The organism is Arthrobacter sp. TE12231 (genome assembly GCF_054062895.1).
Genome location: NZ_JBSSFS010000001.1, coordinates 3,240,432 through 3,266,240, shown reverse-complemented (window position 1 = coordinate 3,266,240; position 25,809 = coordinate 3,240,432). Strand labels below are relative to the sequence as shown.

General features: G+C 65.6%; 24 protein-coding genes and 2 pseudogenes. 14 read left to right on the top strand and 12 right to left on the bottom strand.

Translation table 11 applies throughout. The annotated features are described in order from the left end of the window. Positions 1–6 precede the first annotated feature (6 nt). The 5 genes from ACVWYS_RS14630 (at position 7) to ACVWYS_RS14610 (ending at position 5,476) form a co-directional block, all read left to right on the top strand. Complete coding sequence (locus tag ACVWYS_RS14630; RefSeq protein WP_456509992.1) at positions 7–1,278, top strand: alpha-hydroxy acid oxidase; 1,272 nt, start codon at positions 7–9, stop codon at positions 1,276–1,278. Positions 1,279–1,555: 277 nt separating this feature from the next. Next, positions 1,556–2,263: an ABC transporter substrate-binding protein gene (locus ACVWYS_RS14625; protein ID WP_456509991.1), complete on the top strand. Its 708-nt coding sequence runs from the start codon at positions 1,556–1,558 to the stop codon at positions 2,261–2,263. Positions 2,264–2,269: 6 nt separating this feature from the next. Continuing rightward, a complete protein-coding gene (locus tag ACVWYS_RS14620) occupies positions 2,270–3,298 on the top strand; it encodes an amino acid ABC transporter permease (RefSeq protein ID WP_456509990.1) in 1,029 nt (342 codons plus the stop codon). Further along, positions 3,295–4,062: an amino acid ABC transporter ATP-binding protein gene (locus tag ACVWYS_RS14615; protein ID WP_456509989.1), complete on the top strand. Its 768-nt coding sequence runs from the start codon at positions 3,295–3,297 to the stop codon at positions 4,060–4,062. Before ACVWYS_RS14620 ends, ACVWYS_RS14615 begins: the two co-directional genes overlap by 4 nt. Before the next feature lie 49 nt (positions 4,063–4,111). Further along, positions 4,112–5,476: an MFS transporter gene (locus ACVWYS_RS14610; RefSeq protein ID WP_456509988.1), complete on the top strand. Its 1,365-nt coding sequence runs from the start codon at positions 4,112–4,114 to the stop codon at positions 5,474–5,476. On the opposite strand, the gene ACVWYS_RS14605 is transcribed toward ACVWYS_RS14610, so the two are convergent. After that, positions 5,409–6,566, bottom strand: coding sequence for a sigma-70 family RNA polymerase sigma factor (locus ACVWYS_RS14605; protein WP_456509987.1), 1,158 nt, complete (start codon positions 6,564–6,566; stop codon positions 5,409–5,411). The two genes, ACVWYS_RS14610 and ACVWYS_RS14605, sit on opposite strands and share 68 nt — an antisense overlap. 297 nt (positions 6,567–6,863) lie before the next feature. Between ACVWYS_RS14605 and ACVWYS_RS14600 the strand changes: the two are divergent. Together ACVWYS_RS14600 and ACVWYS_RS14595 are read left to right on the top strand one after the other, a co-directional pair. After that, positions 6,864–7,190: pseudogene (locus tag ACVWYS_RS14600) on the top strand (IS110 family transposase); the annotation flags it as partial. 22 nt (positions 7,191–7,212) lie between these two features. Beyond that, positions 7,213–7,447, top strand: a pseudogene (locus tag ACVWYS_RS14595) (IS110 family transposase); the annotation flags it as partial. Positions 7,448–7,621: 174 nt separating this feature from the next. On the opposite strand, the gene ACVWYS_RS14590 reads toward ACVWYS_RS14595, so the two are convergent. Beyond that, positions 7,622–7,975: a MarR family transcriptional regulator gene (locus ACVWYS_RS14590; protein WP_456509986.1), complete on the bottom strand. Its 354-nt coding sequence runs from the start codon at positions 7,973–7,975 to the stop codon at positions 7,622–7,624. Between ACVWYS_RS14590 and ACVWYS_RS14585 the strand changes: the two genes are divergently transcribed. Then, a complete protein-coding gene (locus tag ACVWYS_RS14585; RefSeq protein ID WP_456510310.1) occupies positions 7,894–8,151 on the top strand; it encodes a hypothetical protein in 258 nt (85 codons plus the stop codon). The genes ACVWYS_RS14590 and ACVWYS_RS14585 overlap by 82 nt on opposite strands. Before the next feature lie 274 nt (positions 8,152–8,425). Here ACVWYS_RS14585 and ACVWYS_RS14580 read toward each other — a convergent pair whose 3' ends face one another. Continuing rightward, positions 8,426–9,529: a TerC family protein gene (locus ACVWYS_RS14580; RefSeq protein WP_456509985.1), complete on the bottom strand. Its 1,104-nt coding sequence runs from the start codon at positions 9,527–9,529 to the stop codon at positions 8,426–8,428. A 640-nt stretch (positions 9,530–10,169) separates the two neighbouring features. Here ACVWYS_RS14580 and ACVWYS_RS14575 point away from each other — a divergent pair. Then, positions 10,170–10,598 carry a hypothetical protein gene (locus ACVWYS_RS14575; protein ID WP_456509984.1) on the top strand — a complete coding sequence of 143 codons (429 nt, stop codon included), beginning with the start codon at positions 10,170–10,172 and terminating at the stop codon, positions 10,596–10,598. A 323-nt stretch (positions 10,599–10,921) separates the two neighbouring features. Here ACVWYS_RS14575 and ACVWYS_RS14570 read toward each other — a convergent pair whose 3' ends face one another. The 5 genes from ACVWYS_RS14570 to ACVWYS_RS14550 form a co-directional block, all read right to left on the bottom strand. Further along, a complete protein-coding gene (locus tag ACVWYS_RS14570) occupies positions 10,922–11,656 on the bottom strand; it encodes a YoaK family protein (protein ID WP_456509983.1) in 735 nt (244 codons plus the stop codon). 24 nt (positions 11,657–11,680) lie between these two features. Further along, complete coding sequence (locus ACVWYS_RS14565; RefSeq protein WP_456509982.1) at positions 11,681–12,265, bottom strand: histidine phosphatase family protein; 585 nt, start codon at positions 12,263–12,265, stop codon at positions 11,681–11,683. A gap of 87 nt (positions 12,266–12,352) precedes the next feature. Further along, the gene (locus ACVWYS_RS14560; protein WP_456509981.1) at positions 12,353–12,784 is read right to left on the bottom strand and encodes a DUF2177 family protein; all 432 of its coding nucleotides are present in this window, start codon (positions 12,782–12,784) and stop codon (positions 12,353–12,355) included. Further along, entirely contained in the window at positions 12,781–14,649 is a 1,869-nt protein-coding gene (locus ACVWYS_RS14555; RefSeq protein ID WP_456509980.1) for an AMP-dependent synthetase/ligase, read from the bottom strand. Before ACVWYS_RS14555 ends, ACVWYS_RS14560 begins: the two co-directional genes overlap by 4 nt. Next, entirely contained in the window at positions 14,646–15,107 is a 462-nt protein-coding gene (locus ACVWYS_RS14550) for a MarR family winged helix-turn-helix transcriptional regulator (RefSeq protein ID WP_456509979.1), read from the bottom strand. Before ACVWYS_RS14550 ends, ACVWYS_RS14555 begins: the two co-directional genes overlap by 4 nt. 134 nt (positions 15,108–15,241) lie before the next feature. Between ACVWYS_RS14550 and ACVWYS_RS14545 the strand changes: the two genes are divergently transcribed. Next, entirely contained in the window at positions 15,242–16,108 is an 867-nt protein-coding gene (locus tag ACVWYS_RS14545) for a DUF1295 domain-containing protein (protein ID WP_456509978.1), read from the top strand. Between the two features lie 198 nt (positions 16,109–16,306). On the opposite strand, the gene ACVWYS_RS14540 is transcribed toward ACVWYS_RS14545, so the two are convergent. Next, the gene (locus tag ACVWYS_RS14540) at positions 16,307–17,164 is read right to left on the bottom strand and encodes a PhzF family phenazine biosynthesis protein (RefSeq protein WP_456509977.1); all 858 of its coding nucleotides are present in this window, start codon (positions 17,162–17,164) and stop codon (positions 16,307–16,309) included. Between the two features lie 313 nt (positions 17,165–17,477). Here ACVWYS_RS14540 and ACVWYS_RS14535 point away from each other — a divergent pair, with 313 nt between their 5' ends. After that, entirely contained in the window at positions 17,478–17,858 is a 381-nt protein-coding gene (locus ACVWYS_RS14535; RefSeq protein WP_456509976.1) for a VOC family protein, read from the top strand. A gap of 185 nt (positions 17,859–18,043) precedes the next feature. Here ACVWYS_RS14535 and ACVWYS_RS14530 read toward each other — a convergent pair whose 3' ends face one another. After that, entirely contained in the window at positions 18,044–18,937 is an 894-nt protein-coding gene (locus ACVWYS_RS14530; RefSeq protein ID WP_456507330.1) for a potassium channel family protein, read from the bottom strand. A 403-nt stretch (positions 18,938–19,340) separates the two neighbouring features. Here ACVWYS_RS14530 and ACVWYS_RS14525 point away from each other — a divergent pair, with 403 nt between their 5' ends. Further along, entirely contained in the window at positions 19,341–20,417 is a 1,077-nt protein-coding gene (locus ACVWYS_RS14525; protein ID WP_456510295.1) for a methyltransferase, read from the top strand. Here the strand turns inward: ACVWYS_RS14525 and ACVWYS_RS14520 are convergent. Together ACVWYS_RS14520 and ACVWYS_RS14515 are read right to left on the bottom strand one after the other, a co-directional pair. Beyond that, positions 20,414–22,087 carry a thiamine pyrophosphate-binding protein gene (locus tag ACVWYS_RS14520; protein ID WP_456509975.1) on the bottom strand — a complete coding sequence of 558 codons (1,674 nt, stop codon included), beginning with the start codon at positions 22,085–22,087 and terminating at the stop codon, positions 20,414–20,416. The two genes, ACVWYS_RS14525 and ACVWYS_RS14520, sit on opposite strands and share 4 nt — an antisense overlap. Positions 22,088–22,206: 119 nt before the next feature. Then, positions 22,207–22,710, bottom strand: a complete 504-nt coding sequence (locus tag ACVWYS_RS14515; RefSeq protein ID WP_456509974.1) for an Lrp/AsnC family transcriptional regulator — start codon at positions 22,708–22,710, stop codon at positions 22,207–22,209. A 93-nt stretch (positions 22,711–22,803) separates the two neighbouring features. On the opposite strand from ACVWYS_RS14515, the gene hisC reads away from it, so the two are divergent. Together hisC and ACVWYS_RS14505 are read left to right on the top strand one after the other, a co-directional pair. Further along, entirely contained in the window at positions 22,804–23,901 is a 1,098-nt protein-coding gene (hisC, locus tag ACVWYS_RS14510) for a histidinol-phosphate transaminase (protein ID WP_456509973.1), read from the top strand. Positions 23,902–23,956: 55 nt separating this feature from the next. Then, positions 23,957–25,369, top strand: a complete 1,413-nt coding sequence (locus ACVWYS_RS14505) for an amino acid permease (protein ID WP_456509972.1) — start codon at positions 23,957–23,959, stop codon at positions 25,367–25,369. Positions 25,370–25,809: the final 440 nt, after the last annotated feature.

Genomic DNA, 25,809 nt, shown 5'->3' with positions numbered 1-25,809 from the left:
CCCTCATTGAAATTCAGCGACGCCAGGCAGCTTATCCAGATCAAGGCTCCCGTATTGTCCCGCCAACGGCGTGTGCTGGCCGGCGCCTACAACGTCGAGGAATACCGGAAATCGGCAAAGAAGGTCTTGCCGGCAGGGATCTTCGATTACCTCGACGGCGGATCTGAAGACGAAGTGACGCTCCGCCGCAACCGGGCTGTCTTCGACGCCTGGGCACTCATGCCCACTTGGGGCCCGGTGTCCGGACCCGATACGATGACGACCCTGCTCGGAAAAGACAGTGCCCTGCCCCTCACCTTGACCCCCACAGGGGCCACCCGGCTGTTCCATCCCGAGGGGGAGCTGGCCGTCGCTGCTGCCGCGGACCGGGCCCGCATCCCCTACGGGCTGGCCGGGCTGAGCACCGTGGCGATGGAAACGATCGCCGAGCGCCACCCGTCTCTTGACCGCTGGTTCAACTTCGGGCTCACCTCCAACGCCCAGGCGTTGAAGGACAAACTGGCGCGCTGCGACGCCGCAGGGTTCAACACCCTGATTGTCGGCGTCGATACGCGGGCGCTGGGTTCCAGGGAACGGGACCTCCACAACGGCTTCACCGCGCCTCCCGCGCTGACGCTGTCAACCATTGCGGACATCGCCCGACGTCCGTCCTGGTGGATCAACTTCCTGAAGTCGGACGGAATCAGTTTTCCCAATTTGGATCCGCGCAGTGCCGCGGCCACCTCTGTTGTTACCCCGTCCATGTGGCAGGACATCCTTGGCCACTCGGATGCGACCAGCGGATGGACGGAACTGGAAGCCTTGCGGCAGGCCTGGCATGGCAAGATCGTGCTGAAAGGCTGCGTCAACCCGGCCGACGTGGCGAAGGCCTCCCGCATTGGCCTGGACGCCGTCCAGCTGAGCAATCATGGCGGACGCCAGCTCGACCACATGCTGAGCCCCATGGATGTCCTCCAGGAATCGCGGCAGCGGGTGGGCGATTCGATCGAGATCTATGTGGACTCAGGCATCCGCCGGGGGAACGACATCCTCAAGGCGTTGGCACTCGGAGCCGATGCCTGTGCGATCGGCAGGGCCTACCTTTACGGATTGGTGGCGGCCGGCTCACCGGGTGTCGGGCGCATCATTGAGATCCTCGCAGATGAACTCCGGCGTACGATGACGTTAGTGGGCGTTTCCAGCATTTCCGAGTTGAAAGCTCGAGGTGGGGAAATTCTTCGGGACATTCGTCATTCCGGAGAAATCCTTGAAACAAGAGCGTCAGGTAACACGAATTGATGAGTTCTGAACTAGCAGTCACGTAGTGTCCTTCCGCAGCGTTGCGGGAGCCTAGAGGATCTTTGAACAGCTAAGGAAACCATGCGCATCCGATACCTTCTTCCCGTTCTCACCATAGCTACGGCGATGTCCCTCTCCGGTTGTGTCAACAACAGTGAACCAACCCCCTCCGGCGGGGCATCCGGAACAGCTGACACGATCGACGTGAAAAAATAATGACGCCATTGCCGCGTCGCTTCCGGAGAAAATGAAGAGTTCCGGCGTGCTCAATGTCGGCATGGCTAACAACTACCCGCCCAACGAGTTCAAGGACGATAACGGTGCGCCCGCTGGCTGGTCTGTGGACCTCACCAATGCCTTGGGCAAGGTAATGGGCTTGAAAGTCAATTTCGACATCGGCACCTTTGACAACATTCTTCCTGCCGTCAAAGCAGGGAAGGATGACATGGGAATGTCCTCGTTCTCGGACACACTGGAACGCGAAAAGCAGGTGGATTTCGTGAACTACTACTCTGCCGGCATCCAATGGGCCGCTCCCAAGGGCAAGACCGTGGACCCGAACAACGCGTGCGGGCTCAAAGTCGCTGTCCAGGCAACCACCTATGAGGACACGCATGAGGTGCCAGCAAAATCGAAGGCCTGCACGGATGCAGGGAAGCCGGCGATCACCATCTTCAAGTACGACGCGCAGGACCAGGCGACCAACGCCCTCGTGGTGGGACAGGTCGACGCGATGAGCGCCGATTCGCCCGTGACTCTTTATGCGATCTCCAAGACCAAGGACAAGCTGCAGACCGCCGGCGACGCCTTTGAGGTGGCGCCGTACGGCATCCCTGTGGCCAAGGGCAGTGAATTCACGCCCGTCCTCCAGAAGGCCCTTCAGGCGCTGATCGACGACGGCACGTACAACAAGATCCTGACCAAGTGGGGAGTGGAAGCCGGCGGCATCAAGACGGCGGCACTCAACGTGGCAGCCAAAGGGTGATAGTAAATGAGCGAGCCGGAATCCGGCAGGATGCTTGAGTCGGAACCTGATGGGAAGCCGCGAGCCCGCGCAAGACAGGACACGGACGACGCGCCGGCGGAGGCGATCGTTGCGATCCCGCTGCGTCACCCGTGGCGGATCTTCATTGCCGTGGTCCTGGTGCTCGGGTTGGCGGTCTTTGTGCTCGACGCTGCCCAGCGCCCCGACTACGGCTGGCCGGACGTGGGAAAGTACATTTTCGACCGCCGGATCAGCCAGGCCGCGTGGGTGACGTTGTGGCTGACCATCTACGCGATGATCGGCGCGATCGTCATCGGCCTGCTGCTGGCCATCATGCGGCTCTCACCAAATCCGGTGCTGAAGAGCATTGCCTGGCTGTATATCTGGATCTTCCGGGGCACCCCCGTCTACGTGCAGCTCGTGTTCTGGGGCATCGTGTCCCTGATCTATCCGCGGTTCACGCTGGGGATTCCGTTCATGACACCCTGGGTCACCCTCCCGAACGATATCTTCACCAACCTTTTCATCACCGCCGTGATCGGGCTGGCCTTGAACGAAGCCGCCTACATGTCTGAAATCGTGCGTGCCGGCCTGCTGTCAGTGGACGAGGGCCAGGCAGAAGCCTCGACGGCGCTGGCGATGTCCTGGGGGCAGACGATGCGGTACGTCGTGGTTCCGCAGGCCATGAAGATCATCATTCCGCCTACCGGCAACGAAGTGATTTCGATGCTCAAGACCACCTCCCTGGTGGCCGCGATTCCATTGAGCATCGACCTCTACGGCGTTTCCCGCGGCATTTCAGCCGTGACGTTCACACCCGTGCCGCTGCTGATTGTGGCTTCCCTCTGGTACCTGCTCTTCACCTCCATCCTGATGGTCGGCCAGCACTTCATTGAAAAGCGGTTCTCCCGGGGAACAGGGCGGCTCAAGGAAGGCAAGGAACCCGCGGGGCCAGAACCGGGACCGAAGGCGGGGCCCGGCGAACCGGGTGCACCGGGTGCACCGCTCAGTACTGATGCTGGAGGTAAGGGATGACGGGCGTGCCCATGGTCCTTGCGGAGAAGGTTTCCAAGAATTTCGGCTCGAACAAGGTCTTGCGCGGAATCAGCCTGAAGGTGGACCCGGGGGAGGTCCTCTGCATGGTGGGGCCCAGCGGTTCGGGTAAGTCGACGTTCCTGCGGTGCATAAACCACCTGGAAGTGGTTGATGGCGGCCGGCTTTCGGTCGACGGACAGCTGGTCGGCTACCGGCAGAAAGGAGACAAGCTCTACGAGCTCAAGCTCAAGGAAGCGGCTTTCCAACGCCAGGAAATCGGGATGGTCTTCCAAAGATTCAACCTGTTTCCGCACCTGACTGCGTTGGAGAACATCACCCTAGCGCCTATGCGGGTGAAGAAGATTTCCAAGGCCGCGGCCACTGCCCGGGCCGTGGAACTTCTGGAGCGCGTGGGGCTGGCGGACAAGGGCGATGCCTATCCGGCGCACCTTTCGGGCGGCCAACAGCAGCGGGTGGCCATTGCCCGCGCCTTGGCCATGGATCCGAAGCTGATGCTCTTCGACGAGCCGACAAGCGCCTTGGACCCGGAGCTCGTAGGCGAGGTCCTGGACGTCATGAAGGGACTGGCCAAGAGCGGCATGACCATGATTGTGGTGACCCATGAGATGGGGTTTGCCCGCGAGGTGGCGGACACGCTGGTGTTCATGGATGACGGCGTGGTGGTGGAGGCCGGGCCTCCCCGCCAGATCCTGAGCGACCCGCAGCATGACCGGACCAAGGCGTTCCTCTCCAAGGTCCTCTGACGCGTCACAAGGTTTCCAGGCACCGCCGGGTATGGGACAGACTGTTGCCGTGAGCAACTCTCCCCGGACGGGCATCGCCGTCGCCGGTCTCAGCCTCGGCACGGCCCTGAACCCGCTGAACTCCTCGATGATCGCCGTCGCCCTTGTGGTGCTGCGCGCGGACTTCGGGCTCGACGTCGCCACGGTCACCTGGGTCATCACGGCGTTCTATCTCACCTCCGCGGCCGGCCAGCCGCTCATGGGGCGGCTGGCGGACCGCTTCGGCCCGCGCCGGCTGTTCATGCTCGGCATGGCCCTGGTGGCAGTGACGTGCGCGCTGGCTCCCTTCGCTCCGAACTTTGCCCTGCTTTGCGTGGCACGTGCCTTCATGGCGCTGGGTACCGCGACGGCCTTTCCGAGCGCCGTCGTCATGGTCGCGGCGCTGGCACGGCAGGCGAACGTGAAGTCCACGCGGCCGCTGGGCCGGATCCAGATGGCGAACACCTCCGCTGCCGCCGTCGGGCCGGTGGTGGGTGGGCTGCTGGTGAGCCTGGTCGGGTGGCAGGCGTTGTTCCTGATCAATGTCCCGCTCTCGCTCGCGGCCATCCTGCTGGTCCGGCGGTTTGCGCCCGCCGACGAAGGACGGGAACGCGGCCGGGCCTCCGAGCTGCTGCGGGACTCGGACATTCCCGGGATTCTGGCGTTCCTGGGCGCCATGGTGCTGGTGATGATGGCCCTCCTGAACGTGCTGCCGCCCTACCGCTGGTGGCTGCTGGGCGGCGGGACGCTCCTCGCGGTGTTGTTCGTCCGGCGTGAGCTGCGGTTTAAGCCGCCGTTCCTGGACCTGCGGCTGCTGGGCCGCAACCGGCCGTTGCTGCTGGTCTATCTGGGCTTTGCGGTGTTCAGCGGCGTCTACTACTTCGCGTTCTTCGGCTTGCCGCAGCTGCTGCAGGAAGCCGGCGGTTACGATCCCGGCATTGTAGGGCTGCTGATGCTGCCGCTCGCCGCGATGTCGGTGGTCGTGACGCCGCTCGCAGTCCGCGCGATCGATCGTTTCGGCGTGAAGCGGGTACTGATCGCCGGCGTCGTGCTGCTGATTGTGGCGTCGGGGGCGATGTGGCTGCTGACGGCGTCGTTCGCCATTCCGCTGGTGTTTGGGCTGACCGCACTGCTGGGCGTGCCCTACGGCGTAGTGGGTATTGCCTCCAGCCAGGGCATGTACCTGTCCACCCGGATGGAGGAGCGCGGCGTGGCCGCGGGGATCTACCAGACCTGCCGGTACCTGGGGGCGATCACGGCCACGGTGCTGATCGGCATTTTCTACGGCACCGGCGTCAACCAGGAGAACTGGGGGCTGATGGTGTTCGTCATGCTGGGGCTGGGTGCAGTGGTGTTTGTGGTGTCGCTGCTGTGGCGGGAGCAGCGGAAAGCTTAGGGGCCGCCAGCGCGGACTCCGACGCCGTCTCCCCGCGGGATGGGCTCCAGCAGTCAAACTGATACTGCCGCAGGGCATTGGACCGGGACGGTTGTTTGAGCTTCTCCATCGCCGTGGCCTCGATCTGGCGTACGCGGTGGCGGGTCATGCCGAACGCTTTCGCGACGGCGTCCAAGGTATTCCCTGCACCGCCCGTCACGCCGAAGCGCATCGCAATGATCCAGGCTTCCCGGGCCTCGAGTGTGTTGAGTACGGCATGCACCTGCGCCTTCATCTGTTGGTGAAAGAGCAAATCAGCCGCCTCGGGGTCAGAAGGATCCAACAGCTGTTCGGCCATCGCTTCGGTGCCGCCCTTGCCGTCGGGCACTTGACCGTCCAGCGAATAGATCGGCTTGTCCCAGGTCAGCAGATATTCGACGTTCTCGACCGAATTGTTCGTCAGCCGGGCAAGATCTTCCCGGCTGCAAAGGGTCCCCGTCATTGCGGCCGTCCGTTGTGCTGACCTCACTTTCTGCAGCTGATCGACGACGTTCCCTGGCAGCCGGATAAGACGGGCCTGATTCACCAGCGCCCGGGTGATGGCGCTGCGGATGCACCACGCGGCGTAGGTGGAGAATCTGAAACCCTTGGTGAAGTCGAACTTGCAGATGGCCCGGTGCAGTCCGAGGTTTCCCTCCTGGATCAGGTCCAGAAAGTCGAGGCCCCGGTGGGTGTAGTGCTTGGCGATGGACACTACTAGCCGGAGGTTGGCTTGGAGCAGCGCGTCGGCAGCCCGCTTCCCCAGAAGGACGATGGTCCGAAGCTCCCTTGTGTCCTTGCCGGGCCGAGATGTGCCGTCCGCCAAGAGCTGTTCCGCGAAAAGGCCTGCCTCGATCTCTTGTGCCAGTTCCACTTCCTGCTCGGCGGTGAGCAAGTCGTATTGGCTCAGCCGGCGCAGGTAGTCCGCGACGGCGTCGTCGGTGAACTCACCGCCGGCTGCCAGCCTTTCCGGCCAGTCACGGTTATTCGGCTCGAACGATTCAGGGAGCGAGGCAACTGCTGCGTGCGGGGAAGGCGTCCTGTCGTTTGCCTCGTGGATCAGGTCAGCCATGTCATCCCCTGCCGGACGGTTCAAGCTCGTGAAGGCAGACTACGCGGCCGGTGTGACAGTAATGACGGAATTGGCCTGTGTTGCGGCGTGGCTCGAAGTGTGACTGACGCCCGTGTGAGGGTTTGTCTTGACATTGATCTGTCCGCCGCACCACAGCCTGCAGTTGACGCGGCGGCCAGGTGGACATGACCTCATAGGAGCCTGTTCGAAGAGTCCCATTACTGTCTTGTCTGCCCACCCGGCCGGCGTGCCCTTCGTGTTTCACCGCACGCAACGGAAGGTCAGGGCAGTTTCATCATGGCAAACGAACAAACGAAAGTCATCGCCGGGATCGACACCCACGCCGATACCCACCATGTCGCCGTCATCACCGATACCGGCCGGCACATGGCCGACAGGGAATTCCCGGCCGCGGGTGCCGGCTACCAGGGGATCATCGACTTCATCACCGGATTCGGTCCCGTCCTCGCCGTGGGCGTGGAAGGGACCGGCAGCTACGGTGCCGAACTCTCACGCGTGCTCGTGCGCGAGGGCATTCACGTCGTGGAGGTGATGCGCCCGAACCGGCACGCGCGCCGGCTGCAGGGAAAATCCGACCCGCTCGATGCCTACCAGGCCGCCGAATCGGTGCTCGCCGGCCGCGCCGCCACCACCCCGGGACTCCGGCCGAATCACCGGCAACCACCACCACCAACGCCCCCGGCGCTACGACAGACGCCTCCTCCGTGTCTTCTACTTCTCCGGGCCTTCCGCGCTGAAAAGCTGCTCCGCCTCCCGCACCCACTACGACCGAAGAACGCAGCGAAGGTAAAACCCACATCCAATCCATGCTCTCCCTGGCCCGGCCCCGGCTCAACGTCCCCTGGGCCATGCTCCGCGACGCCACCCAACACACCGGTACCCGTCCCGACGGCCCGGCTGGCCGCTTGGCAAGCGGCTACAGGCCGGTGGTGAACGTGATCCTTCGAATGCGCGAAATTAGGTTGCGGGATACCGCTTCCGGGGGCGGTCATGCGGTCGGGATAAACGAATGTCCTGGGGTGGCTCCGCCGCGGTTAAGGGCGGGGGTCTGCGAACAGGCCGATCAGTCCGTCGACTTCCCTGGTCGCTGCGGCGGGGTGCCGGAAGTGCTGGTGGGGTTCAATGGCATAGCGGGTTCGTCGTCCGTCCCGGCTGCGGTGCAGGTATCCGCCGGCTTCGAGATCCTTGAGGATTTGCAGGGTCGAGCGTGGTGTGATCCCGACCGTCTCGGCGATGTCTTTCACGCGGGCGTCAGGGTCTGTTGCCACCGCCAGCAGGACATGGCCGTGGTTTGTGAGAAAGGTCCATGTTGGGCGCAAAGGTGTTGGCGGTGTTGCAGGAAGCGGTGGTTGCAGGCCATTTTCCGGAACCGGCGGCGGGATTGTCATGGTTGCTCCTCGCTGGAGTCTCCGATGGCGTCGGCATGCCTGTCGGGACGCAGGCGTTGCGCCTTCGTGATGATCGTTCCACCATCTTGCCTGATTGGAGTTACGAGGATGAAAGCGCGGATTCGCCGTGCGGCGGCCTTGATGCTTCTCAGGGAGGCGCCTCCGGTGATCCCTGATTGTGTGAAAAGACAGGGAACCGCCCGGACTTGAAAATCGCTCGCGGTACTTTCGAGCACCGGCCGGACCCGGGCAGCGATCGCATCTGCTTCGGCAGTCTGCCGGATGGCTGCGAGCCGGCGGGTGAGGGGGTTGAGGCTGAATCCGGTCCGTTCCACGGGCACCAGGAGTACCAGGGGGCTGCCCGCCATCCTGGCCACCGCCGCTGCGCGCCGCGCAGTCTCAGGGGCTCCTGCCCCATCAAGTATCAGTGCCGCCACCGGGCGGACCGGCTCATCTTTCATGCGCGTCACCCTTTGTAGGTGAGTGTGGGTCCGCGTCTGATTTCCCGGCGTCGCCCTGTTGCGGTGTTGAGGTGGCTTTCGTGCCACGGCGTCTGCCCCATAGTGGTTCCAGGGCCACGATCTCCTCGGGTGAGGCCGTTCCGAAGGGGGAGTGCGCCAGCCCCTCGGGAGCCCGGCGTTCCTGGCCGCGGGTGGCCCAGAGGCTGACGCCGATGGACACACCGAGGATAGTGGCGATGACGGCCAGGGACAGCGGGGTGGGGATGTAGTAGACGTCGATTTTGAGGAGCATTTTGATGCCGACCCAGATCAGGACGAGCGCGAGTCCGATCTTGAGGTAGACGAAGCGGTGGATCAGGTCAGCGAGCAGGAAGTACATGGCCCGCAGGCCCAGGATGGCGAAGGCGTTGGCGGTGAAGACCAGGAAGACTTCGTCGGTGACGGCGAAGATCGCGGGGATGGAGTCCACGGCGAAGATGATGTCCGTGACCTCGATGAGGACCAGCACCGCGAGCAGCGGGGTGGCCAGCAAGATGCCGTTCTTGCGGATCAGGAACCGCTGGCCGTGGAAGTCGTCCGTCATGGGCACGCGCCGGCGGAAGAGTTTCAGCGCCCGGGACCTTGCCGGGTCAAGCATGTCGTTGCGGTGGCGGATCATCCGGTAGCCGGTGATGAGCAGGAACGCCGCGAAGATGTAGAGCACCCAGCCGGCACTGGCGATGATGGCGGAGCCCGCCGCGATGAAGATGCCCCTGAAGATCAGGGCGCCCAGGACCCCGAAGAACAGCACCCGGTGCTGGTATTCGCGGGGGACTGCAAAGTACGTGAAGATGATCGCCCAGATGAACACGTTGTCCACTGCCAGGGATTTCTCGATCAGATACCCGGCGAAGTACTGCTGGCCAAACTCCGCACCGTAGACCTGCCATATCAGGACGCCGAAGCCGACACCGAGGGCGACCCAGACGGCTGACCAGAGCGCGGCTTCCCGGACACGGATGACGTGCGCTTTGCGGTGCGCGAACAGGTCCACGGCAAGCATCAGGACAATGAAGGCAAGAACGGCCAACCAGGCCCAAAAAGGAACATTCATCAGGGAGTACCCGCTTCCAGTCAGTTCAAACCAACTGGAGGTCTTTCCCGGTCCCAAGGAACCTGCCCCGCCGGGCCGCTCAGGGTCGGCCGTACTGACGACGGGACATTCGTGGGGTACTCCCCTCCACACTCAATTAGTGAAGCATACTTCATCTATTACGGCAACGGGTCGTGGCTGATCCGGCTAGGCCCGACGCCTCAGGGACTACTGCAGACTTCCCGGCCAAGACACTAGAACACTGGCTACGACAGCCGCAGCCGCAATGCAGGTGCTCCCGGGGCGGGTGACGGAGGGCCTCGTTGCCCAGCTTCGCCCAGATAGCGCCGAGGTAGTTCGCGGGCCTCCCTGTGCTCGCGCAGTACAAGCTCTTTTGTCCTTATTTACTGCTGTCCGTTGGATCTTACGTGCCCACTCCACCGGCGCAACCGTCCCGGGGAAGGCCGCGCAGCAGATGGATTAGCTTCGGCGCTGCGCTGATTTCCTGACGCAATCCATCCGCTGCTTGCACTTCGGGTTCCCCCGGTTCCGTCGGGCACAGCTACGCGAAGCTCCGCCAGCAGGCAAAAACATGGTTGGGGGAGAAGGGCAGCCGATTGTTGAGGCACCCGCCCGCCCGAGCGAAACGGAGCATCACCTCATGAGCACAGAAACCATGACCGACACGACGACCGGCGACACCGCCGAACCGGTCGCAGCCCTGGTCCGTCCCTCCGACGACTTGTCAGGGGATGGGTACGACTGGATGGATAGTCTCAACGAAGCCGTCTGGTCGGTGCTGCCGAACGGGGGCAGCGAAGGATGGAACGCCGGATCCTGGCCCTGCATCGTCTTCGCCATCGCCCGCACCCGCGATCGGAACGGGGAACTGTTCGGCTACGGCGCCTACGTCCAGGGCGACACCGCCACGCACTGGTACCGGACCCAGGACGCCTGCTCCGCAGCGATCACCGTCGAGGACTTCTTCAACTGGGCCTCCGGACAGTCCGACGGCCCGGACAACCTCCCCGCCACCGCCGCCGAACTGCCGAACCAGGACCGAAAACCCTACCCCGGCTGGACGGACTAGAAACACCCGGGTGTCCCGGCGGCTACCGGCCGGGACATCCCAAAGGCGTGCCAACATCCGTTGACAACATCATTGAGATTCCGACGGAGATTTTGAGGCCGCCCACGTTGTAATGGCCGGTACCGAACACGGGGACTTGCTGGGCATTCCGGCGACGGGCAAGACAGTCGAACTCGGCGGGACGGAAATCATCCGTCCAGGACGGCAAGATCGCCGAGCACTGGGAACCACGGACACCATGACCCCTCATACAGCAGATCGGAACCCTGCCCGCACGACGGCCCTCCCGGCCAACAGCCCGCCGAGCAACAGTCGCTAGGAGCTTAACGGTCTGATGCCACCGACGCCGCATGCTCCACAGCGGCAGCGCCATCCTGTGCCCGCTGCCGGGCGATGCCGCCGGCGACGGCCACAGCCGTGGTGAGCAGCGCGGTGAGCAGCACGCCGAAACCCGGATGCACGTGCAGCAGGGCCGCGCCGACGGCCGCGCCGGCCAGGATGAGCACGACGGCGCCAAACCGGCGGCCTGCGTGGGCGCCCTTGCCGCCGCCGAGGCGGGAATCGGCGGCCAGCCCGGTCAGCGTCGAGGTCACCACTACGGTGGTGACATCCTTGACGCTCAGGTGCCGGGCCGTGGCCGCCTGGATCCCCATAGCGACCGCCAGCGCGCCGGTGATTGCCAGAGTGACGGGGTCGCCGGCGTGCGGGGCGTGGAAGAGCAGCACGACGGCGACGGCCGCCATCGTGAGGCCGACGGCGGTCAGCAGGGCCGTCGTCCGCCGGCTCCAGCCTGCCGCTTCGGGCCGAAGGGCACGGCCGGCGATCACGGCGCCAAGCATGAAACAGCCCAAGGCAATCGACGGTCCGACGACAGGCAGGTTGTCGGCTCCGATCAGAGCCATGCCCAGAATGACGACGTTGCCGGTCATGTTGCCGGTGAAGACCCGGTCCAGGCCCAGATAGCCGACGGCGTCGATGACCCCGGTGGAGAACGTCAGCACGAGCATGAGGAACAGGTGCAGCCGGGCCTGATCGGCGGCCTTCAATCGTTTCAGCATGGGTTCACTCGTCCCGGACCGTGGTCAGCTGACGGCGGCCGCGGTCAGCGGTTCGCCATTGAGGTATTCGAGTTCCCAGCCGTCGACCGCGTGGTGGTGGACCAGGTTCAGCGCGGCGTTGTCGATGCTCTGCAGCGTGTGGCCGATCGCGCGGCCGAGGCTCAAGCGGATGAGTGTGCCGTGGGCGACCACGAGGACGCGGCGGCCGCGGAACTCCTCGGCCAGGGCTTCCAGTGCTGCCAGCCCGCGGTTGGCTGCGTCGTCGTCGCTTTCGGCGCCGCGGAAACCGTCGGGCGTGCGCAGGGCCTCCAGTTCGGGGCCGGCCTGCAGACCCTCGGCGGGCCCGAAGTGACGCTCGGTGAGCTCCGGGACGCGCTTCGCCACGCTGAGCCCGAGCCCTGCGGCGATCAGGTCGGCCGTTTCCGCGGCGCGGCTCAGCGGCGAGGACACGATCGCGTCCCATTCGTAACCGGACACGGTGGCGACGGCGTCGCGCGCCTGGCCGCGGCCGACGTCGTTCAGCGGAATGTCAGTGGATCCCTGCAGCCGGCGCTGCGCATTCCAGTCGGTCTGGCCGTGACGGATGAGCGCGAAAGTTGTGAGGGTCATGCGTCCATTCTGCCCTGAGCGGGGAATGGCCCTAGAAACCTGGGTGTCACGAAGTTGCGGAGCGGGCCGGCCAAGTGGTTCGGCTGACTAGGACGCGCGCTGCCTGGCACGGGCCGGCCGGAGCACGCTGGCCGTGAGCCAGGTGACGGTGCTGCACACCGCGACGCCCCAGGCGATGTCCGTCACGGCCACGACGGCGGGAAAGTCCTTGAGCACGGCGAGCGCGGTGAGTGCCCAGGTGGCGTAGGTGAAGAAACCGAAGAGGGCAGCTCCCGTCACGCGCTGCCGCATGGTGGCGCGGGCGTCGTTGGGCCGGATGCCGAAGTGCACGATTCCCATGACGTAGACGAGGTAGAACAGAACGGCTCCGGCGAGATTGACGCTGGGCGCAAGCAGGCCGCCGATCTGGCTTTCGTACTGCCTGTTCGCCACGGTGAGGATCCAGGCGACGTCGATGACGGCGAAGACCACGGCGGCAACCGCGTAGGCGAGCAGCCACCTTTTGACCTGGACGTTCATGCTTGGCTCCTTGGCTGGGCGTAGAGGGTGTCGACGATGTGTTGGGTGCGTTCGGCGAAGGCGGCGCGCTTGAGTTTCATGGTGGGGGTCACCACGCCGCTGGCCTCGCTGAGGTCGGTGAGCAGCAGCACAAAGCGGCGCACCCGCTCGGAGCGGGCAATCTTCGCGTTGGCGGCGCTCACGGCGTTGCCGATCACGGCGAGAAGCCGCGCGTCGTCGATCTGGAGCGCGCCGCCGTCGTCCGGCAGCCGCAGACGGGTCAGGTCGGTGATGCCTTCCCGCTCCGCCCAGGCCGCGACGGACTCCGGATCGAGCAGCACGAGTCCGCCGAGGAACGGTTTGCCCTCTCCCACCATCACGGCATGCGCCACGAGGGGGTCGCCCTCAACATAGCCTTCCCAGATGGCAGGGGAGATGGTCTTGCCTCCGGCGGTTACGATGACGTCCTTGAGCCGGCCCGTGAGGGTGAGCCGTCCCGTCCCGTCGAGGGCGCCGAGGTCCCCGGTGCGGAAGAACCCGTCCGTGAAAGCTTCAGCGTTGTCGGAGGGTTTGCGGTAGCCGGCAAAGACGCCCACGCCGCGGGCCAGCACCTCGCCTTGCTCCGAGATGCGCACGGTGGTGCCCGGCATGGGGACGCCCACGGACCCTGACTTGATGGCCCCGGGCATGTTTCCGGTCAGCGGGGCGGTGGTTTCGGTGAGGCCGTAGCCCTCAATCACCGGCAGGGAGAGGCCCCGGAAGAACAGGGACAGCTCGGCGTCGAGCGCGGCGGCGCCGGAGAGGAGGTAATCGAGCCGTCCCCCCATCAGACTCCGCAGCCGCGCATAAAACAGGCGGTCGTACAGCGCGTGCCGCAACCGCAGGCCCGGCGCGGGCCTTGCCCCCGGGTCGCCGTCGCGGGCTTCTGCGAACCTACCCCACGCCACCGCGGTGCGCTGCGCCGACGCCCACACCCGTCCGAGGTGTTTCTTCGCCGCGGCGTCCGCAGCAGACGCCTGGATCTTCTGCAGAACGCGTGGGACCACCACGAGGAACGTGGGCCGCAGGACGCCGAGTGCGTGAACCACCTCCCGGGGATCGGACAGGTGCGCGATGCGCATGCCGTTGGCCAGGCAGATCAGCTGCAGTCCGCGGGCCAGCACGTGGGCCATTGGCAGGAAGATGATGGTGTTGCCGCGCTCGCGGACCACCTCGGTGTAGGCGGCGGCCACGTTCAGCACTTGGCCCACGAAGTTGCCGTGGGTGATCAGGGCGCCCTTGGGCGCGGCGGTGGTGCCGGAGGTGTAGACGATGGTGGCTACCGCGTCGAGGCCTGCCAGCAGGCGCCGCTCCTCCAGCGCATCATCGGAGATCCCGGCGCCGAGGGCCACGAGCTCCGCCAGGTCCGCGCCCGGACGGGCATCCATCGTCCAGACCCCGAGGCCGGTCAACCCCGCCTCCTCGAATCCGCCCTCCAGGAGGACGGCGTGCTCGGCTGTGCCGCCAATGGCGAGCCGCACATCGGCGTCGGCGAGGATCGCGGTCACCTGGGGAGCCGCCGACGTCTCGTAGATCGGGACGACGACGGCGCCGGCGAACCACCCTGCCATGTCGGCCAGCGCCCACTCGTACCGGGTGGGGGACATGATGGCCACCGATTCGCCGGGCTGAAGGCCGGCGGCGATGAGGCCCTTGGCCAGGGCCCGCACCTCGTCCACGAACTGGGCGGTGGTCACCCGGCGCCAAGGTTCCGTGATCGCGGCGTCCGTGGCGCGTACCTCGAAGGCCACGTGGCCGGGGTTTGTCCGGAACCGCTGCATCAACAGGTCGGTGGCGTTCCGGTGAATGGACAGCTCCACCAGCAGCGGGGCGGTGAACTCTCTCATCGGGTGTCCTTTTCGGAAAGTGCGCGGAGGTGGCCGCGCATCAGCTGCTGGGCGGCGCCGAGGAAATCGGTCACAGCCTTCTGCTCTGCGGCGGGCAGGGCCTTGAGGTGCTGGTCCGTGGCGGTCATCAGGGGCCGCATCAAGGCCATGATCCCGTCGGAGGACGCTGGTGTGGCGCTCACCTGGACCTGGCGCCGGTCGTCCGTGCCGCGGTGCCGTACCACGTAGCCGCGGCGCTCCAGACGGTTGACGATCGCGGTGGCAGTGGCAGGCGTTGCGCCGAGTTCGTCGGCCAGCCTGCCCACCGTGACCGGTCCCGAGAGCTCCAGCGCTGACAGCGCGCGGAAGTCAGTGAGGTTGATGCCCATCCCGCGGGCGATCTCGCGCTCAGTTTCGGTGGCGAGGGTGAACAGGGTCTGCAGCGCCACTGCGGCCGGGTGGTAGGGCGTTGCACTCATGGTTCCTCCTCGATTTTGCTAGTTTATATAGTAATCAATGAAGATTGATCATCAAACAAGTTTGAATATACGGTGGTGCCAGGGTAGGACCCGGCGTGCCAGTACACGGTTCGGCGTAGGAAAGGAATGGCCTGATGAAGGATTCAGACCGCAAGGCGCTCATCGTCACTCCCGCGGTGGTGCTGCTGGCCGCTCTCGTTGCCCTGGCCGGCAGCCAGCACGGGGCTACGCTGGGCGGAGTGCCCATCTTTGCGATAGCCGTCGGGGCGGCGTTCCTCATCCAGTGGGTGGTATTCATTCCCTCGTTCAGGGCCCAGACTGAAAAGTTCTACGACCTGACCGGCTCCCTGACCTATATCGCGATCACTGTGCTGCTGGTGCTGCTGACCCCCGGGATCGACGCGAGGGCGCTGCTGCTGGCAGCCATGGTCCTGGCCTGGGCCATGAGGCTGGGGAGTTTCTTGTTCCGCCGCATCAGCAAGGCCGGCAAGGATGACCGTTTTGACGAGATCAAGCCGTCCTTTGTGCGCTTCCTTAATGTGTGGACCATCCAGGGGCTGTGGGTTGTGTTCACCGCGGCCGCCGCGTGGGTGGCCATCACAGCGGAGACCAGGGTGGGGCTGGACTGGTTCGCGCTGGCCGGCTTCCTCGTCTGGGCAGCCGGGTTCGGCATCGAGGTCGTGGCGGACGCACAGAAGAGCCGCTTCAATGCCGATCCCGCCAACAAGGGCCGGTTCATCTCCACCGGGCTATGGGCGAAGTCCCGCCACCCGAACTACTTCGGCGAGATCCTGCTCTGGCTGGGCGTCGCCATCATCGCCGCCCCCGTGCTGCAGGGGTGGCAGTGGGTTGCCCTGATCTCCCCGGTATTCGTGACCCTGCTGATCACCAGGGTCAGCGGCGTTCCGCTCCTGGAGAAGAAGTCCGACTCGAAGTGGGGCGGTCAGGCCGACTATGAGGCCTACAAGAGAAGCACCCCGGTCCTGATTCCCAAGCTCTAGCCAGCGAGGAATTCGTGCTCGGCGATGCCCTGTCGTGGCGGAAGCTACTACCAGTCTGCGGGCGCGCCACGGACCGGCGTCGTACATCGCTACTAGATTGCGGGGGAGCGTGGCCGTCAGCGGCCAGCGAGGAGGCGCTCCGGCGCCCGGTCTCGGCGGATCGCCTGAAGAGCTGGACCCACGACCGGCTCGGACGAGTCAACTGATCTCGACGGCCTCACCGCTCACGGTAATCCCGCCGGTCGGGGGAATGTCGACGGTGAGCACGCTCGGGCGGCCGACATGGCTGCCCTGGTGCACCACCACGCGGCTGGGCGGCTCCACGAGTGAAAGCAGGCGGAGGTATGCGCCGAAGGCAGCGGCGGCCGAACCGGTCGCCGGATCTTCGGTGATGGTGCCCACCGGGAAGAGGTTGCGCGAGTCGAATTCGCCCGGTCCCATCTCGTAGAGCGTCGTGACGGTGCCGGCCCAGTTCTGGGCGTCCATCAGCGTGCGCATGGGAGCCGGGTCGAACACGAACGAGTCAAAAGTCTTTCGTTCTGCGAAGACAAGGATGGGGTGCCAGTTTCCGGCAAAGGCGATCATCGGAGGGTACGCGGAGTTCAGGTCGCCCCGGCCCACGCCGAGCAACCCGAGGAGGGTGCTCAGAACATCGTCGGGGAACTCGGCCACTCGCGGCTCCACGCTCGTGAAGCTTGCCGTCACCGTTGAGCCCTGGCCTGCAGTCTCGATCGCGACCGGCCCCGCAGGGGTCTCGAAAACAAAGGTCCCGGCACCATCACGGCCTGACAGCGCTACGGCCAAAGCAATCGTGGCATGGCCGCAGAACGGCACCTCCGCAATCGGGGAGAAGTACCGCACACGGTTTCGGCGGGAGTCCCCGTCAACCGAAACCTCCGTAACAAAGACCGTTTCGGCATACCCGACGTCGGCCGCGATGGCCTGCATCCGGGCGTCATCGAGTCGGGTTGCGTCCAGAACTACTCCCGCCGGATTTCCGCCGTCGGGGGTGGTAGTGAAGGCGGCATAGCGCAGGACTTCCGTGGTCTGTTCCATTCGGACATCGTCGCACAGCGGTCCGGACGGCGGAGAGCGCCATGCGCGCCCTGCTGGCCGTACTTTTCTAGGCGTGGCCGGCAGCCGGATACCAGGCGGCCCTATTTCCGCAGACCCGTATCGGTCCATAATGGCCACATAACTTCGGGGATCCCTCACGCTGACGATGGGTGTCGCTGCGTTGAAGAGTCCCAGGTGGCTGCCCCGGCTTTGCGCAAGGGACGGTCACGGGCTCCGGACAAGGATTCCGGGGACCGAAACCGGGGGGAGCAACGCCGTCGCTGCGATCATCAGCGCACTGAAGGGAATCATCATGCTCAAGGATTCAAACATCATGGCTGTCCTCCCCGCGAAGGACATCAACAGGGCGAAGGAGTTTTACCGGGAGAAGCTGGGAATCGAACCCTCCGAATCCATGGAGGAGGGCAGCGTGATGTACAGCTGCGGCCAAGGAACCCGCTTCCTCCTTTACCAGACAGAGAATGCCGGGACCGCCAAGAACACCCAGATGGGCTGGGAAACGGACAATCTCGAACGCGAGATGGAGGAACTGCGAGGCCGCGGCGTCGTCTTTGAAGACTACAATTTTCCCGGTCTGAAGACGGAGAACGGCATTGCCACCGCTTCCTGGGGAAAGGCAGCCTGGTTCCTGGACAGCGAGGGGAACATCATCAACATCGCCCAGCGCTCGTAGGCCGGAGTCTGACACCGATCAGCGACTCCATCTCTACCGCCGGCAATGGAGCCGGAGGGAACCGGACCGCGCCTTGAGGGCGGGAGCCGGTCTCGGGCCTGACGTCGCCGCTGGACAGGGCAACCGGACAGGGCAACGAGCGCGTTCAGAACAGCAGGGTTCGCAGCAGTGGCTACCCGCACACCCTAGGTCGTGTCCGGTTTCCCGCCCCGGAGGTGCCGGTGGTGGAGTTCGTAGCTGTCGAACACATCGGAAGATGTGGCTCCGGAATGGCCGAATTTGCCGCGAAGGACCTCCGCGAGTCCGTCCAGCGCCGCGTGGAGCATCCGTCCAGCGAACTGCAGTTCAGGGCTCTCGCTACGCTGGGCCTGGGATGCCAACTCATGGGCGTAGGCCACCGTGGCGGGCAAGGAGCCGCGCTGCTCAATTTCACGGAAGTAGTAGGTTTCATGGAACGCAAGCAGGTCTATGGTCACCGTAGCCACGTTTCCGGCAATTGCCTCCAGCAATCCGGTAGCGTGACTGGGCTCCATGGCCAATACACCGGCCGGACCGGCAGCCTCCCTGAACAGAGTCAGCTGGTGGGCAAGGGCCCGGCGGCGGTTCAGGGCCGGGAAAGTCTGCAGGATCCAAGTGACCGTTGCTGTCAGCAAGCCGAAACCGGTGACGGCCTGGAAGGCGACAACCAGCCTGAGCACCGGATGTGTTGCCACGATATCGCCAAACCCCACGGTGGAAAGAGTGACCAAGGAGATGTAGAGGGCTTCGGCAAAGTCGGCCCGCAGTGGAACCCCGGCTCCGTAAGCAAAACCGTCCGTCAGATGGGGCAGGTATAGCAGGGCCCAGCCGATGGCCGCCAAGCCTGCCCAGGTACCAATGACAGCGGCCATCGCCAAGGGGGCGGCTATGAAGGAGCCCCGGCCCCGCAGTTTTCTTGATACAAGCCAGAATCCGCGCATGATCGCCCGGCCCAGAGGACCGGAACCGTGCGGATAAAGGAGTGTACGAAAGACGTCAACGAGCATCAGCAGAACCAGCCCGGTCCCCAGAACCGTCCAGAGCGTGTCCTCGAAGTCCATGCCTCATCTTAGTGGCGGCACTCCGGGCGCAGCCGGGGTGCGACCATCAAAGTGCCAGTAGCCCGTGGCAACTGAGCGGTTGACCACCTAAAGCGTGTGGTCCCGCAGCGCGGCCGCGGCACCCCTGTATCCTGAGAATGTAGTTCAAGGGCCCCAGCGGCCATCGACCAAGCCCGGTGCGCAGCCGGATGAGGGGTCTGGAAGCTGGGCCGCAGCCTTGGACGTCGTCGAATCGCCACCGCAATCGTCAGTCTGCGATCGGCTCCCGAATGCTCGGAATGGATCCTCTATCAGCATTGAAACACCAGTCCCCGTGGGAATCCCGACGCCGGTCCCCAATCCCGTGCGCGCAGCTGCGGGGGATGAGCCAGTTGTTGTGACCTGGGCCGAGGCCGGGATCAGCATGACCGCGCGATGGCGTTCGGCGAACGGCAGACCGGCGCCGACGCGCGTCGAAGTGGTCTCCGACTCCCTCACGGCCGATGATGCGAACCGGATGGCGTCACAGGGGATCGCGATGCTCTGGCACGGTGACTTCCACAACGCACGGCAGATCCTCAACGCCCTGGACCGGCGGATAGGCGTCGGAAAGAAAGAGATCGCAGCAACTCCGGCCGACAAGTTCTATCGGCACCGCCAGTCCCGCTCGCACCGTGCACGGGTTCTCGGCCTGCTGCTGATTCCTCTTGATCCAGGCCCGGTGGTGCCGCTGCGCCGCGCACCGGACATCCGGCAGGCCGCCGCTGAAGCGTACGGTGATATCGGCGAACCTTCCATTGTGTCCCTGCATGAGCTTGTCGGGGCCATAGGCGCCCACGAGTGGCGACGGAACGGCGTCTACGTCGATGCCCTGCAGGGCCGCATCCACCCGCACTATGGCACGTTCTTCCCCACCCGGAGTGAGTATGTGGATCTCATGGCCGCCGCTGCGCTGCCCTCTGACACACTGGCGTTCGACGTCGGAACCGGCACGGGTGTACTCGCTGCCGTCCTCGCGCGCCGTGGCGTCCACCGGGTGGTGGCGACGGACAATGAACCGCGTGCCATCGCCTGCGCCGCTGAGAACTTCCGGAACCTCGGTGTCCAGGACCGTGCTGAGGCCGTCCTGACCGACATGTTCCCGCCCGGGCGGGCACCCCTGATCGTGTGCAACCCGCCCTGGATTCCGGCCACGCCGCACTCCACCCTGGACAACGCCGTCTACGACCCCGGGAGCAGGATGCTGTTCCGCTTCCTGAACGGACTCTCCGACCATCTGGACCCGGGCGGTGAGGGCTGGCTGGTCCTCTCCGACCTGGCCGAGCACCTTGGCCTGCGGACACGTGAGGATCTGCTGACCGCCATCACGGCGGCCGGGCTGAAGGTGGTGGAACGGCTGGACACCAAGCCAACGCATCCGAAGGCGTCGGACCGCGATGATCCTCTGTTCGAGGCGCGCGCCGCCGAGGTCACGTCGCTGTGGCGGCTTGTTCGCCGCTAGCCCGCCACCGCAGCCTTCGCGGCCTGCGAGGTCTCCATCCATTCGCTCATCCACGGTGCCCGGACGCTGGACGTGATCCGGCAGTCGGCCACGAAGGTTCCCCTGGCGCCGGCGTCGATCCAGTCCTTGAGCGCCTCAAGGTCTGCGAGTGAGCGGATGATCGCCGACTCGGCACCGAGCGCGCGGGCGACGCCGCTGAAGTCTACTTCGGGGATCAGCATGGGCTTTTCAGTCAGGCCTTTGGAACCGTACTGGTGGATTTCAGCTCCGTAGGCGGCATCGTTGTAGATCACGACGACGGCGCTGTCCGCCGCCCCGATCAGCGATTCGAGGTCGGACAGGCCCATCAGGAAACCGCCGTCGCCGGAGGCCAGCACCAGGGTGCGGCCGTCCTCCACTGCGCGGGCTGCCCCGACGGCGCTGGCGAGGCCGAGCCCGATGGTCTGGTAGGCGGTCCCCACCATGACCAGGTCCTGCGGCCGCGGAATGTTCCAGTACATGGGGGCCCAACCGAGGAAGTGCCCGCCGTCCTGGACCACCGTGCGGCGCTCCGGAAGCACGGCATCCAATGCTGTGGCAAGGGCGCGCGGGTCCAGCCGGCCGTCCGGCGTCTCCGATGAGCCTGCCTGGTGGGCTGGTCCCTCCGACAGGCGCTTGCGGGCTTCCGCGCGCCAGGCTTCTGCGCGGCGGGCGTCCGGCGAGGCCGTGCCATCCAGCATCCCCAGGATGTGTCCCGCAGCAGACTTCACGTCCGCGCTGACGAAGGTGTCCACCCTGGGGTGCGTCGGCTGCAGGGCGGTGTCGATCTGGATGACGGTGCTGTCCGGGCCGAGCAGGTGCCCGAACCGCATGGTGAAGGGGCTCAGGCTTGCCCCGGCAACGAGGACCACATCGGCCTCACCCATGAGCCCGGCCGCGGTGTCCGTGCCGAAGCCGCCCGCGACGCCGAGATACCCGTCGCCCTGGAGGAGGTTGAGCGCCAGGGCGGTTCCGGCGGTCAGGGCGCCCAGACGGTCGGCGAGTTCCCGGAGCTCCGGGCCGGCTCCGGCGAGGTGCGCACCGCGGCCGGCGAGGATCAGCGGCCGCTTCGCCTCAGCGAGCAGGCGGGCTACCTGCCCAAGGCCGCGGTCGACGTCGTCACTCACCACCGGTGCCAGAGGCGCCGGAAGTTCCTCGTCTGCCGCCCCGAGCGACGCGAGGTCGTAGGGAATGGCAATCACGACGGCGGTCCGCTTGGTGAGCGCGTATTCCACCGCCTGCTGCGTGATGGAGCCCGCGGCATTGCGGGTGACGGTGAAGGTGGCTGCGCCGAGTGCTGCGGCGATTGCCGCCTGGTCCACGTCCCAGGGCCTGACGCCGCTGGTGGGGGCGTCCCCGGTGACCAGTACGACCGGGATTTGTGCCTGGACCGCCTCTGCGAGGGCGGTGAGTGCGTTGGTGTAGCCGGGGCCGTAGGTGGTGGTGCCCGCTGCGAGACGTCCTGACGTCCGGTAGTAGGCGTCGGCCGCGGCGATGGCGGCGCCTTCATGGCGGACGGCGGAGAAGCGGAGGCCCAGCTTTTCCGCGGCGTCCAGGAAGTAGACGTTTCCGTTGCCCATGACGCCGAAGACATCGCTGAGGTAGCTGCTGAGAACCTGCGCCACGCGGCCGGAGACGGTAAGTGAAGTCATGCAGAAATCTTGTGCGCTGGCCCACAAATAGGCAAGAGACGCGTATTACGGTGGGATATTTGGCAGGCGCGGGTGGCAGAAGTGAAAATATGCCCACTTGTGGCGTGTATCACCCGCGCTTAATCGGAGGGGTGGGATTCCTGCTCCGAGAGCCGGCTCAGGAGGCCGTCGTAGCGGGGCGGCATGAGTTCGAGAACGGAAATGGCCGTGCTGGTCCGCTGGATCCCCTCGATTTCCAGGATCTGGTTGGTGATGCGGTAGAGATCGGCCGTGCTGCGTGCCACCACCTTGGCCATGAGGTCCGCGTCGCCGGTGGTGGCGTGCACCTCGATGACCTCGGGAATGGCGGCGAGCCCGTCTTCGACCGCGCCTGTCCGCGTCTGGCTGATGGACAGCGAGAGGAAGGCCATGAGGTCATAGCCAAGCGCGGCGGGATCCAGCCTCCGGCTGAAGGAGCGGAGGGCGCCGCTGCGCTCGAGCCGTGCCAGCCGGGCGTGGACCGTGTTCCGTGCGACGCCGAGCGTCCGCGAGAGTGCCAGGGCGCTGGCTTCGGGATCCTTGTCGAGGGCCAGGATGATCCTGCCGTCGAGGGAATCCAGGGTGCGGGGGTTCGGGATGGTCATATTTTCACCACAGACGCTAGAAATTGAGCAAAAGTCCCCATGAGTTGAGGGTATCTTGCATTGTGGGCGGGGTCACAACCATGATCGGTCCTTATGACCCGTGATCAGCTCCTAACCGCACCGGACACCGCGCTCCCCGCCCTTCGTGGCGCGGTGGCTGGCCTCCCGTCCTACGTCCCGGGCCGGCGCAGCGCCGGCGTGGACATTGCAGCCCTCGCCAGCAACGAAAGCCACTACGAGCCGCTGCCCGCCGCCGCCGCTGCGGTGGCCGCAGCGGCCGGCACGATGAACCGCTACCCGGACAGTGCCGCCGTCGAACTCCGCGAACGGATTGCCCGCCACCTCGGCGTCACGGCCGGAGAGGTTGCCGTGGGACCGGGCAGCGTCGGCGTCCTCCAGCAGATCATCACCGGACTGTGCGACGGCGGGGATGAAGTGATCTTCGCGTGGCGCTCCTTCGAGGCTTACCCCATCCTGGTTGAACTGGCAGGCGCCCGGCCGGTCCGCATCCCGCTGGACGACGCTGAGGGCCACGACCTTGATGCCATGGCCGCGGCCGTCACTGCCCGCACGAAGGTCATCCTGCTCTGCACCCCCAACAATCCCACCGGCGTGCCCATCAGCCACGAAAGCGTCGAGGCCTTCCTGCAAGCCGTCCGCTCCGACATCCTGGTGGTGATCGACGAGGCCTACGTGGAATACGCCGAAGCGGGCAGCGGCCACGATTCCCTGGCGCTCTACCGCCAGTACCCGAACGTCTGCGTCCTGCGCACCTTCTCGAAGGCCTACGGCCTCGCCGGCCTGCGCGTGGGATACGCCGTGGCCGCGCCGGACATCGCTGAGGGACTGCGCCGGACCGCCCTTCCCTTCTCCGTGAGCGCGCTGGCCCAGAAGGCGGCCATCGCGTCGCTGGACGCCGGGGACGAGATGGAAGCCCGGGTGGCCGCCGTCAAGCAGGAGCGCGCCCGAATGGCCGCGCAGCTGGAAGCACAAGGCTGGAACCTGCAGGCGAGCCAGGGCAACTTCCTGTGGATCCGTGCGGAGGACCGCCTCCAGGCGAGGCTGGTGGACGCGTTTGACCGCGCGGGCATCATGGTCCGGGCATACCAGGGGGACGGTGTGCGGATTACCGTTGCCGGCCCCGCCTCCAACGATCGCGTGCTCCGGGTTTTGGAAGCCCACGCAGCCTGAGAAACCGACTGACCTGAAACCCCATCCGTTCCACCAACAAACCAGAGGACTCCTCATGGAACAACAGACAATGACGTCTGGCCGCCCACTAGGCGCCGCACTCAAACCCCGCCAGCTCACCATGATGGGGCTCGGTAGCGCCATCGGTGCGGGCCTCTTTATCGGCTCCGGCGCCGGCATCCAGGCCGCGGGGCCGGCCGTGCTGATCTCCTACCTCGTGGCCGGCACCCTCATCATTCTGGTGATGTGGGCCCTCGGCGAGATGGCCGCCGCCAATCCGGACAGCGGTGCCTTCTCCGTCTATACCGCCAAGGCCTATGGTCCGGTGGCCGGTGCCACGGTGGGCTGGCTATGGTGGCTGCAGCTGGTGGTGGTCATCGCGGCCGAAGCGCTGGGTGCGGCAGGCCTGCTGGCCACCATCTTCCCGGCCCTGCCGGTGTGGCTGATGGCCTTCGTGTTCATTGTGGTGCTCACCGCTGTGAATCTCACCAGCGTGAAGAACTTCGGCGAGTTCGAGTTCTGGTTCGCCTTGCTCAAGGTGGCAGCAATCGTCGGGTTCCTCCTGGTGGGAGCTGCCCTGCTCTTCGGCTGGCTGCCGGGCGTCCCGTCGCCGGGCCTGGCCAACTTCACCGGAGCAGGATTCGCGCCCAGCGGTTTCGCCGGGATTGCCACGGCACTCTTCGTGGTGGCGTTCGCGTTCGGCGGCACCGAGATCGTGTCCGTGGCGGCAGCTGAGACCGCGGAGCCGGCCCGCAGTGTGAAGAAGGCAGTCCGGACGGTGCTGTGGCGCATCCTCATCTTCTACATCGGCGCGATCTTCGTTATCGCCGCGGTGGTTCCCGTGGGTTCGGCGGGGCTGAAGAGCCCGTTCGCCGCGGTGCTGGACGCCGCCGGCATGCCCGGCGCAGCCACCGCCATCACCCTGGTGGCCGTCGCAGCGCTGCTCTCCGCCCTCAACGCCAACCTCTACGGGGCGTCACGGATGGCGTTCTCCCTTGCCGAGCGGGGTGAGGCACCACGTCTGCTCGCCTCCGTGTCCAAGGCCCGGGTTCCGGTTGTCGCGGTCCTGGCCAGCGTCGCTTTCGGTGTTGTCACGGTTGTGCTGGAGTTGGCCTTCCCGGAGAAGGTCCTTCCCGTCCTGCTCAACATCGTGGGTTCGACGTGCCTGCTGGTGTGGACGTCCGCGCTCCTCGCCCAGCTCGCGCTGCGTCTCCGCGCCGATCGCGAGGGAACGGAACTTCCCCTGCGGATGCCTGGCTTCCCGTGGCTGACGGGCTTTGGCCTGCTCATCCTCGCCGCGATCTTCACGGTGGGATTCATCGGCGAGGATTCCCGTCCCCAGCTCCTGAGCACTTTCTCGCTTGTGGCGCTACTGGCGGTGGCGAACTGGCTGCACCACCGGAACCGGAAGGTTGCGCCGGTTGCGGAATCTGCGGATAGTGCCAAGCAGCCGGTGCTCGTCGACTGAATCAGGTGCCTGAACCGCTTCTCGGCTCAGGGCATCTGAAGGGCGCGTCCGGTCTGGCCGGGCGCGCCCTTCGTCATGGATGCCGGTCGGCCAAGCTCGGCGACAGGCGACGGGCGGCCGCGCCGGCTGCTCCCGGTGTCGGTCTCCGTGAGTCGGGATTTCCGTGTCGGCTCTCCGACGCGAGACTAGTGAGCCGGTCCCGGCATGGACTCCTCAGCCAGCCGAGGTTTGACGCGCCGCCGCGCTCTACTTCGGGGCTTTCCTTTCATCACCCACCAGTTTCCGGCCTTCCTAGGGAGCACGGATGGACTGACGTGTCCGGGATCAGGACGTCGTGTGCGCGCCGGGACAGTGTTCTAACTCAACTTCGTGCAGTTGCACTTGAGGAGGAAGTGACTTCAGGGTGCCGTTCCTAGCGCTCCCCGACGCCATACGGATAA

Coding starts and splice junctions, on each gene's coding strand:
- ACVWYS_RS14625 (WP_456509991.1), top strand. CDS start 1,556: ATGGCTAACAACTACCCGCCCAACGAGTTCAAGGACGATAACGGTGCG.
- ACVWYS_RS14620 (WP_456509990.1), top strand. CDS start 2,270: ATGAGCGAGCCGGAATCCGGCAGGATGCTTGAGTCGGAACCTGATGGG.
- ACVWYS_RS14615 (WP_456509989.1), top strand. CDS start 3,295: ATGACGGGCGTGCCCATGGTCCTTGCGGAGAAGGTTTCCAAGAATTTC.
- ACVWYS_RS14605 (WP_456509987.1), bottom strand. CDS start 6,566: ATGGCTGACCTGATCCACGAGGCAAACGACAGGACGCCTTCCCCGCAC.
- ACVWYS_RS14585 (WP_456510310.1), top strand. CDS start 7,894: ATGTTGGGCGCAAAGGTGTTGGCGGTGTTGCAGGAAGCGGTGGTTGCA.
- ACVWYS_RS14590 (WP_456509986.1), bottom strand. CDS start 7,975: ATGACAATCCCGCCGCCGGTTCCGGAAAATGGCCTGCAACCACCGCTT.
- ACVWYS_RS14580 (WP_456509985.1), bottom strand. CDS start 9,529: ATGAATGTTCCTTTTTGGGCCTGGTTGGCCGTTCTTGCCTTCATTGTC.
- ACVWYS_RS14575 (WP_456509984.1), top strand. CDS start 10,170: ATGAGCACAGAAACCATGACCGACACGACGACCGGCGACACCGCCGAA.
- ACVWYS_RS14570 (WP_456509983.1), bottom strand. CDS start 11,656: ATGCTGAAACGATTGAAGGCCGCCGATCAGGCCCGGCTGCACCTGTTC.
- ACVWYS_RS14565 (WP_456509982.1), bottom strand. CDS start 12,265: ATGACCCTCACAACTTTCGCGCTCATCCGTCACGGCCAGACCGACTGG.
- ACVWYS_RS14560 (WP_456509981.1), bottom strand. CDS start 12,784: ATGAACGTCCAGGTCAAAAGGTGGCTGCTCGCCTACGCGGTTGCCGCC.
- ACVWYS_RS14555 (WP_456509980.1), bottom strand. CDS start 14,649: ATGAGAGAGTTCACCGCCCCGCTGCTGGTGGAGCTGTCCATTCACCGG.
- ACVWYS_RS14550 (WP_456509979.1), bottom strand. CDS start 15,107: ATGAGTGCAACGCCCTACCACCCGGCCGCAGTGGCGCTGCAGACCCTG.
- ACVWYS_RS14545 (WP_456509978.1), top strand. CDS start 15,242: ATGAAGGATTCAGACCGCAAGGCGCTCATCGTCACTCCCGCGGTGGTG.
- ACVWYS_RS14540 (WP_456509977.1), bottom strand. CDS start 17,164: ATGGAACAGACCACGGAAGTCCTGCGCTATGCCGCCTTCACTACCACC.
- ACVWYS_RS14535 (WP_456509976.1), top strand. CDS start 17,478: ATGCTCAAGGATTCAAACATCATGGCTGTCCTCCCCGCGAAGGACATC.
- ACVWYS_RS14530 (WP_456507330.1), bottom strand. CDS start 18,937: ATGGACTTCGAGGACACGCTCTGGACGGTTCTGGGGACCGGGCTGGTT.
- ACVWYS_RS14525 (WP_456510295.1), top strand. CDS start 19,341: ATGACCGCGCGATGGCGTTCGGCGAACGGCAGACCGGCGCCGACGCGC.
- ACVWYS_RS14520 (WP_456509975.1), bottom strand. CDS start 22,087: ATGACTTCACTTACCGTCTCCGGCCGCGTGGCGCAGGTTCTCAGCAGC.
- ACVWYS_RS14515 (WP_456509974.1), bottom strand. CDS start 22,710: ATGACCATCCCGAACCCCCGCACCCTGGATTCCCTCGACGGCAGGATC.
- hisC (WP_456509973.1), top strand. CDS start 22,804: ATGACCCGTGATCAGCTCCTAACCGCACCGGACACCGCGCTCCCCGCC.
- ACVWYS_RS14505 (WP_456509972.1), top strand. CDS start 23,957: ATGGAACAACAGACAATGACGTCTGGCCGCCCACTAGGCGCCGCACTC.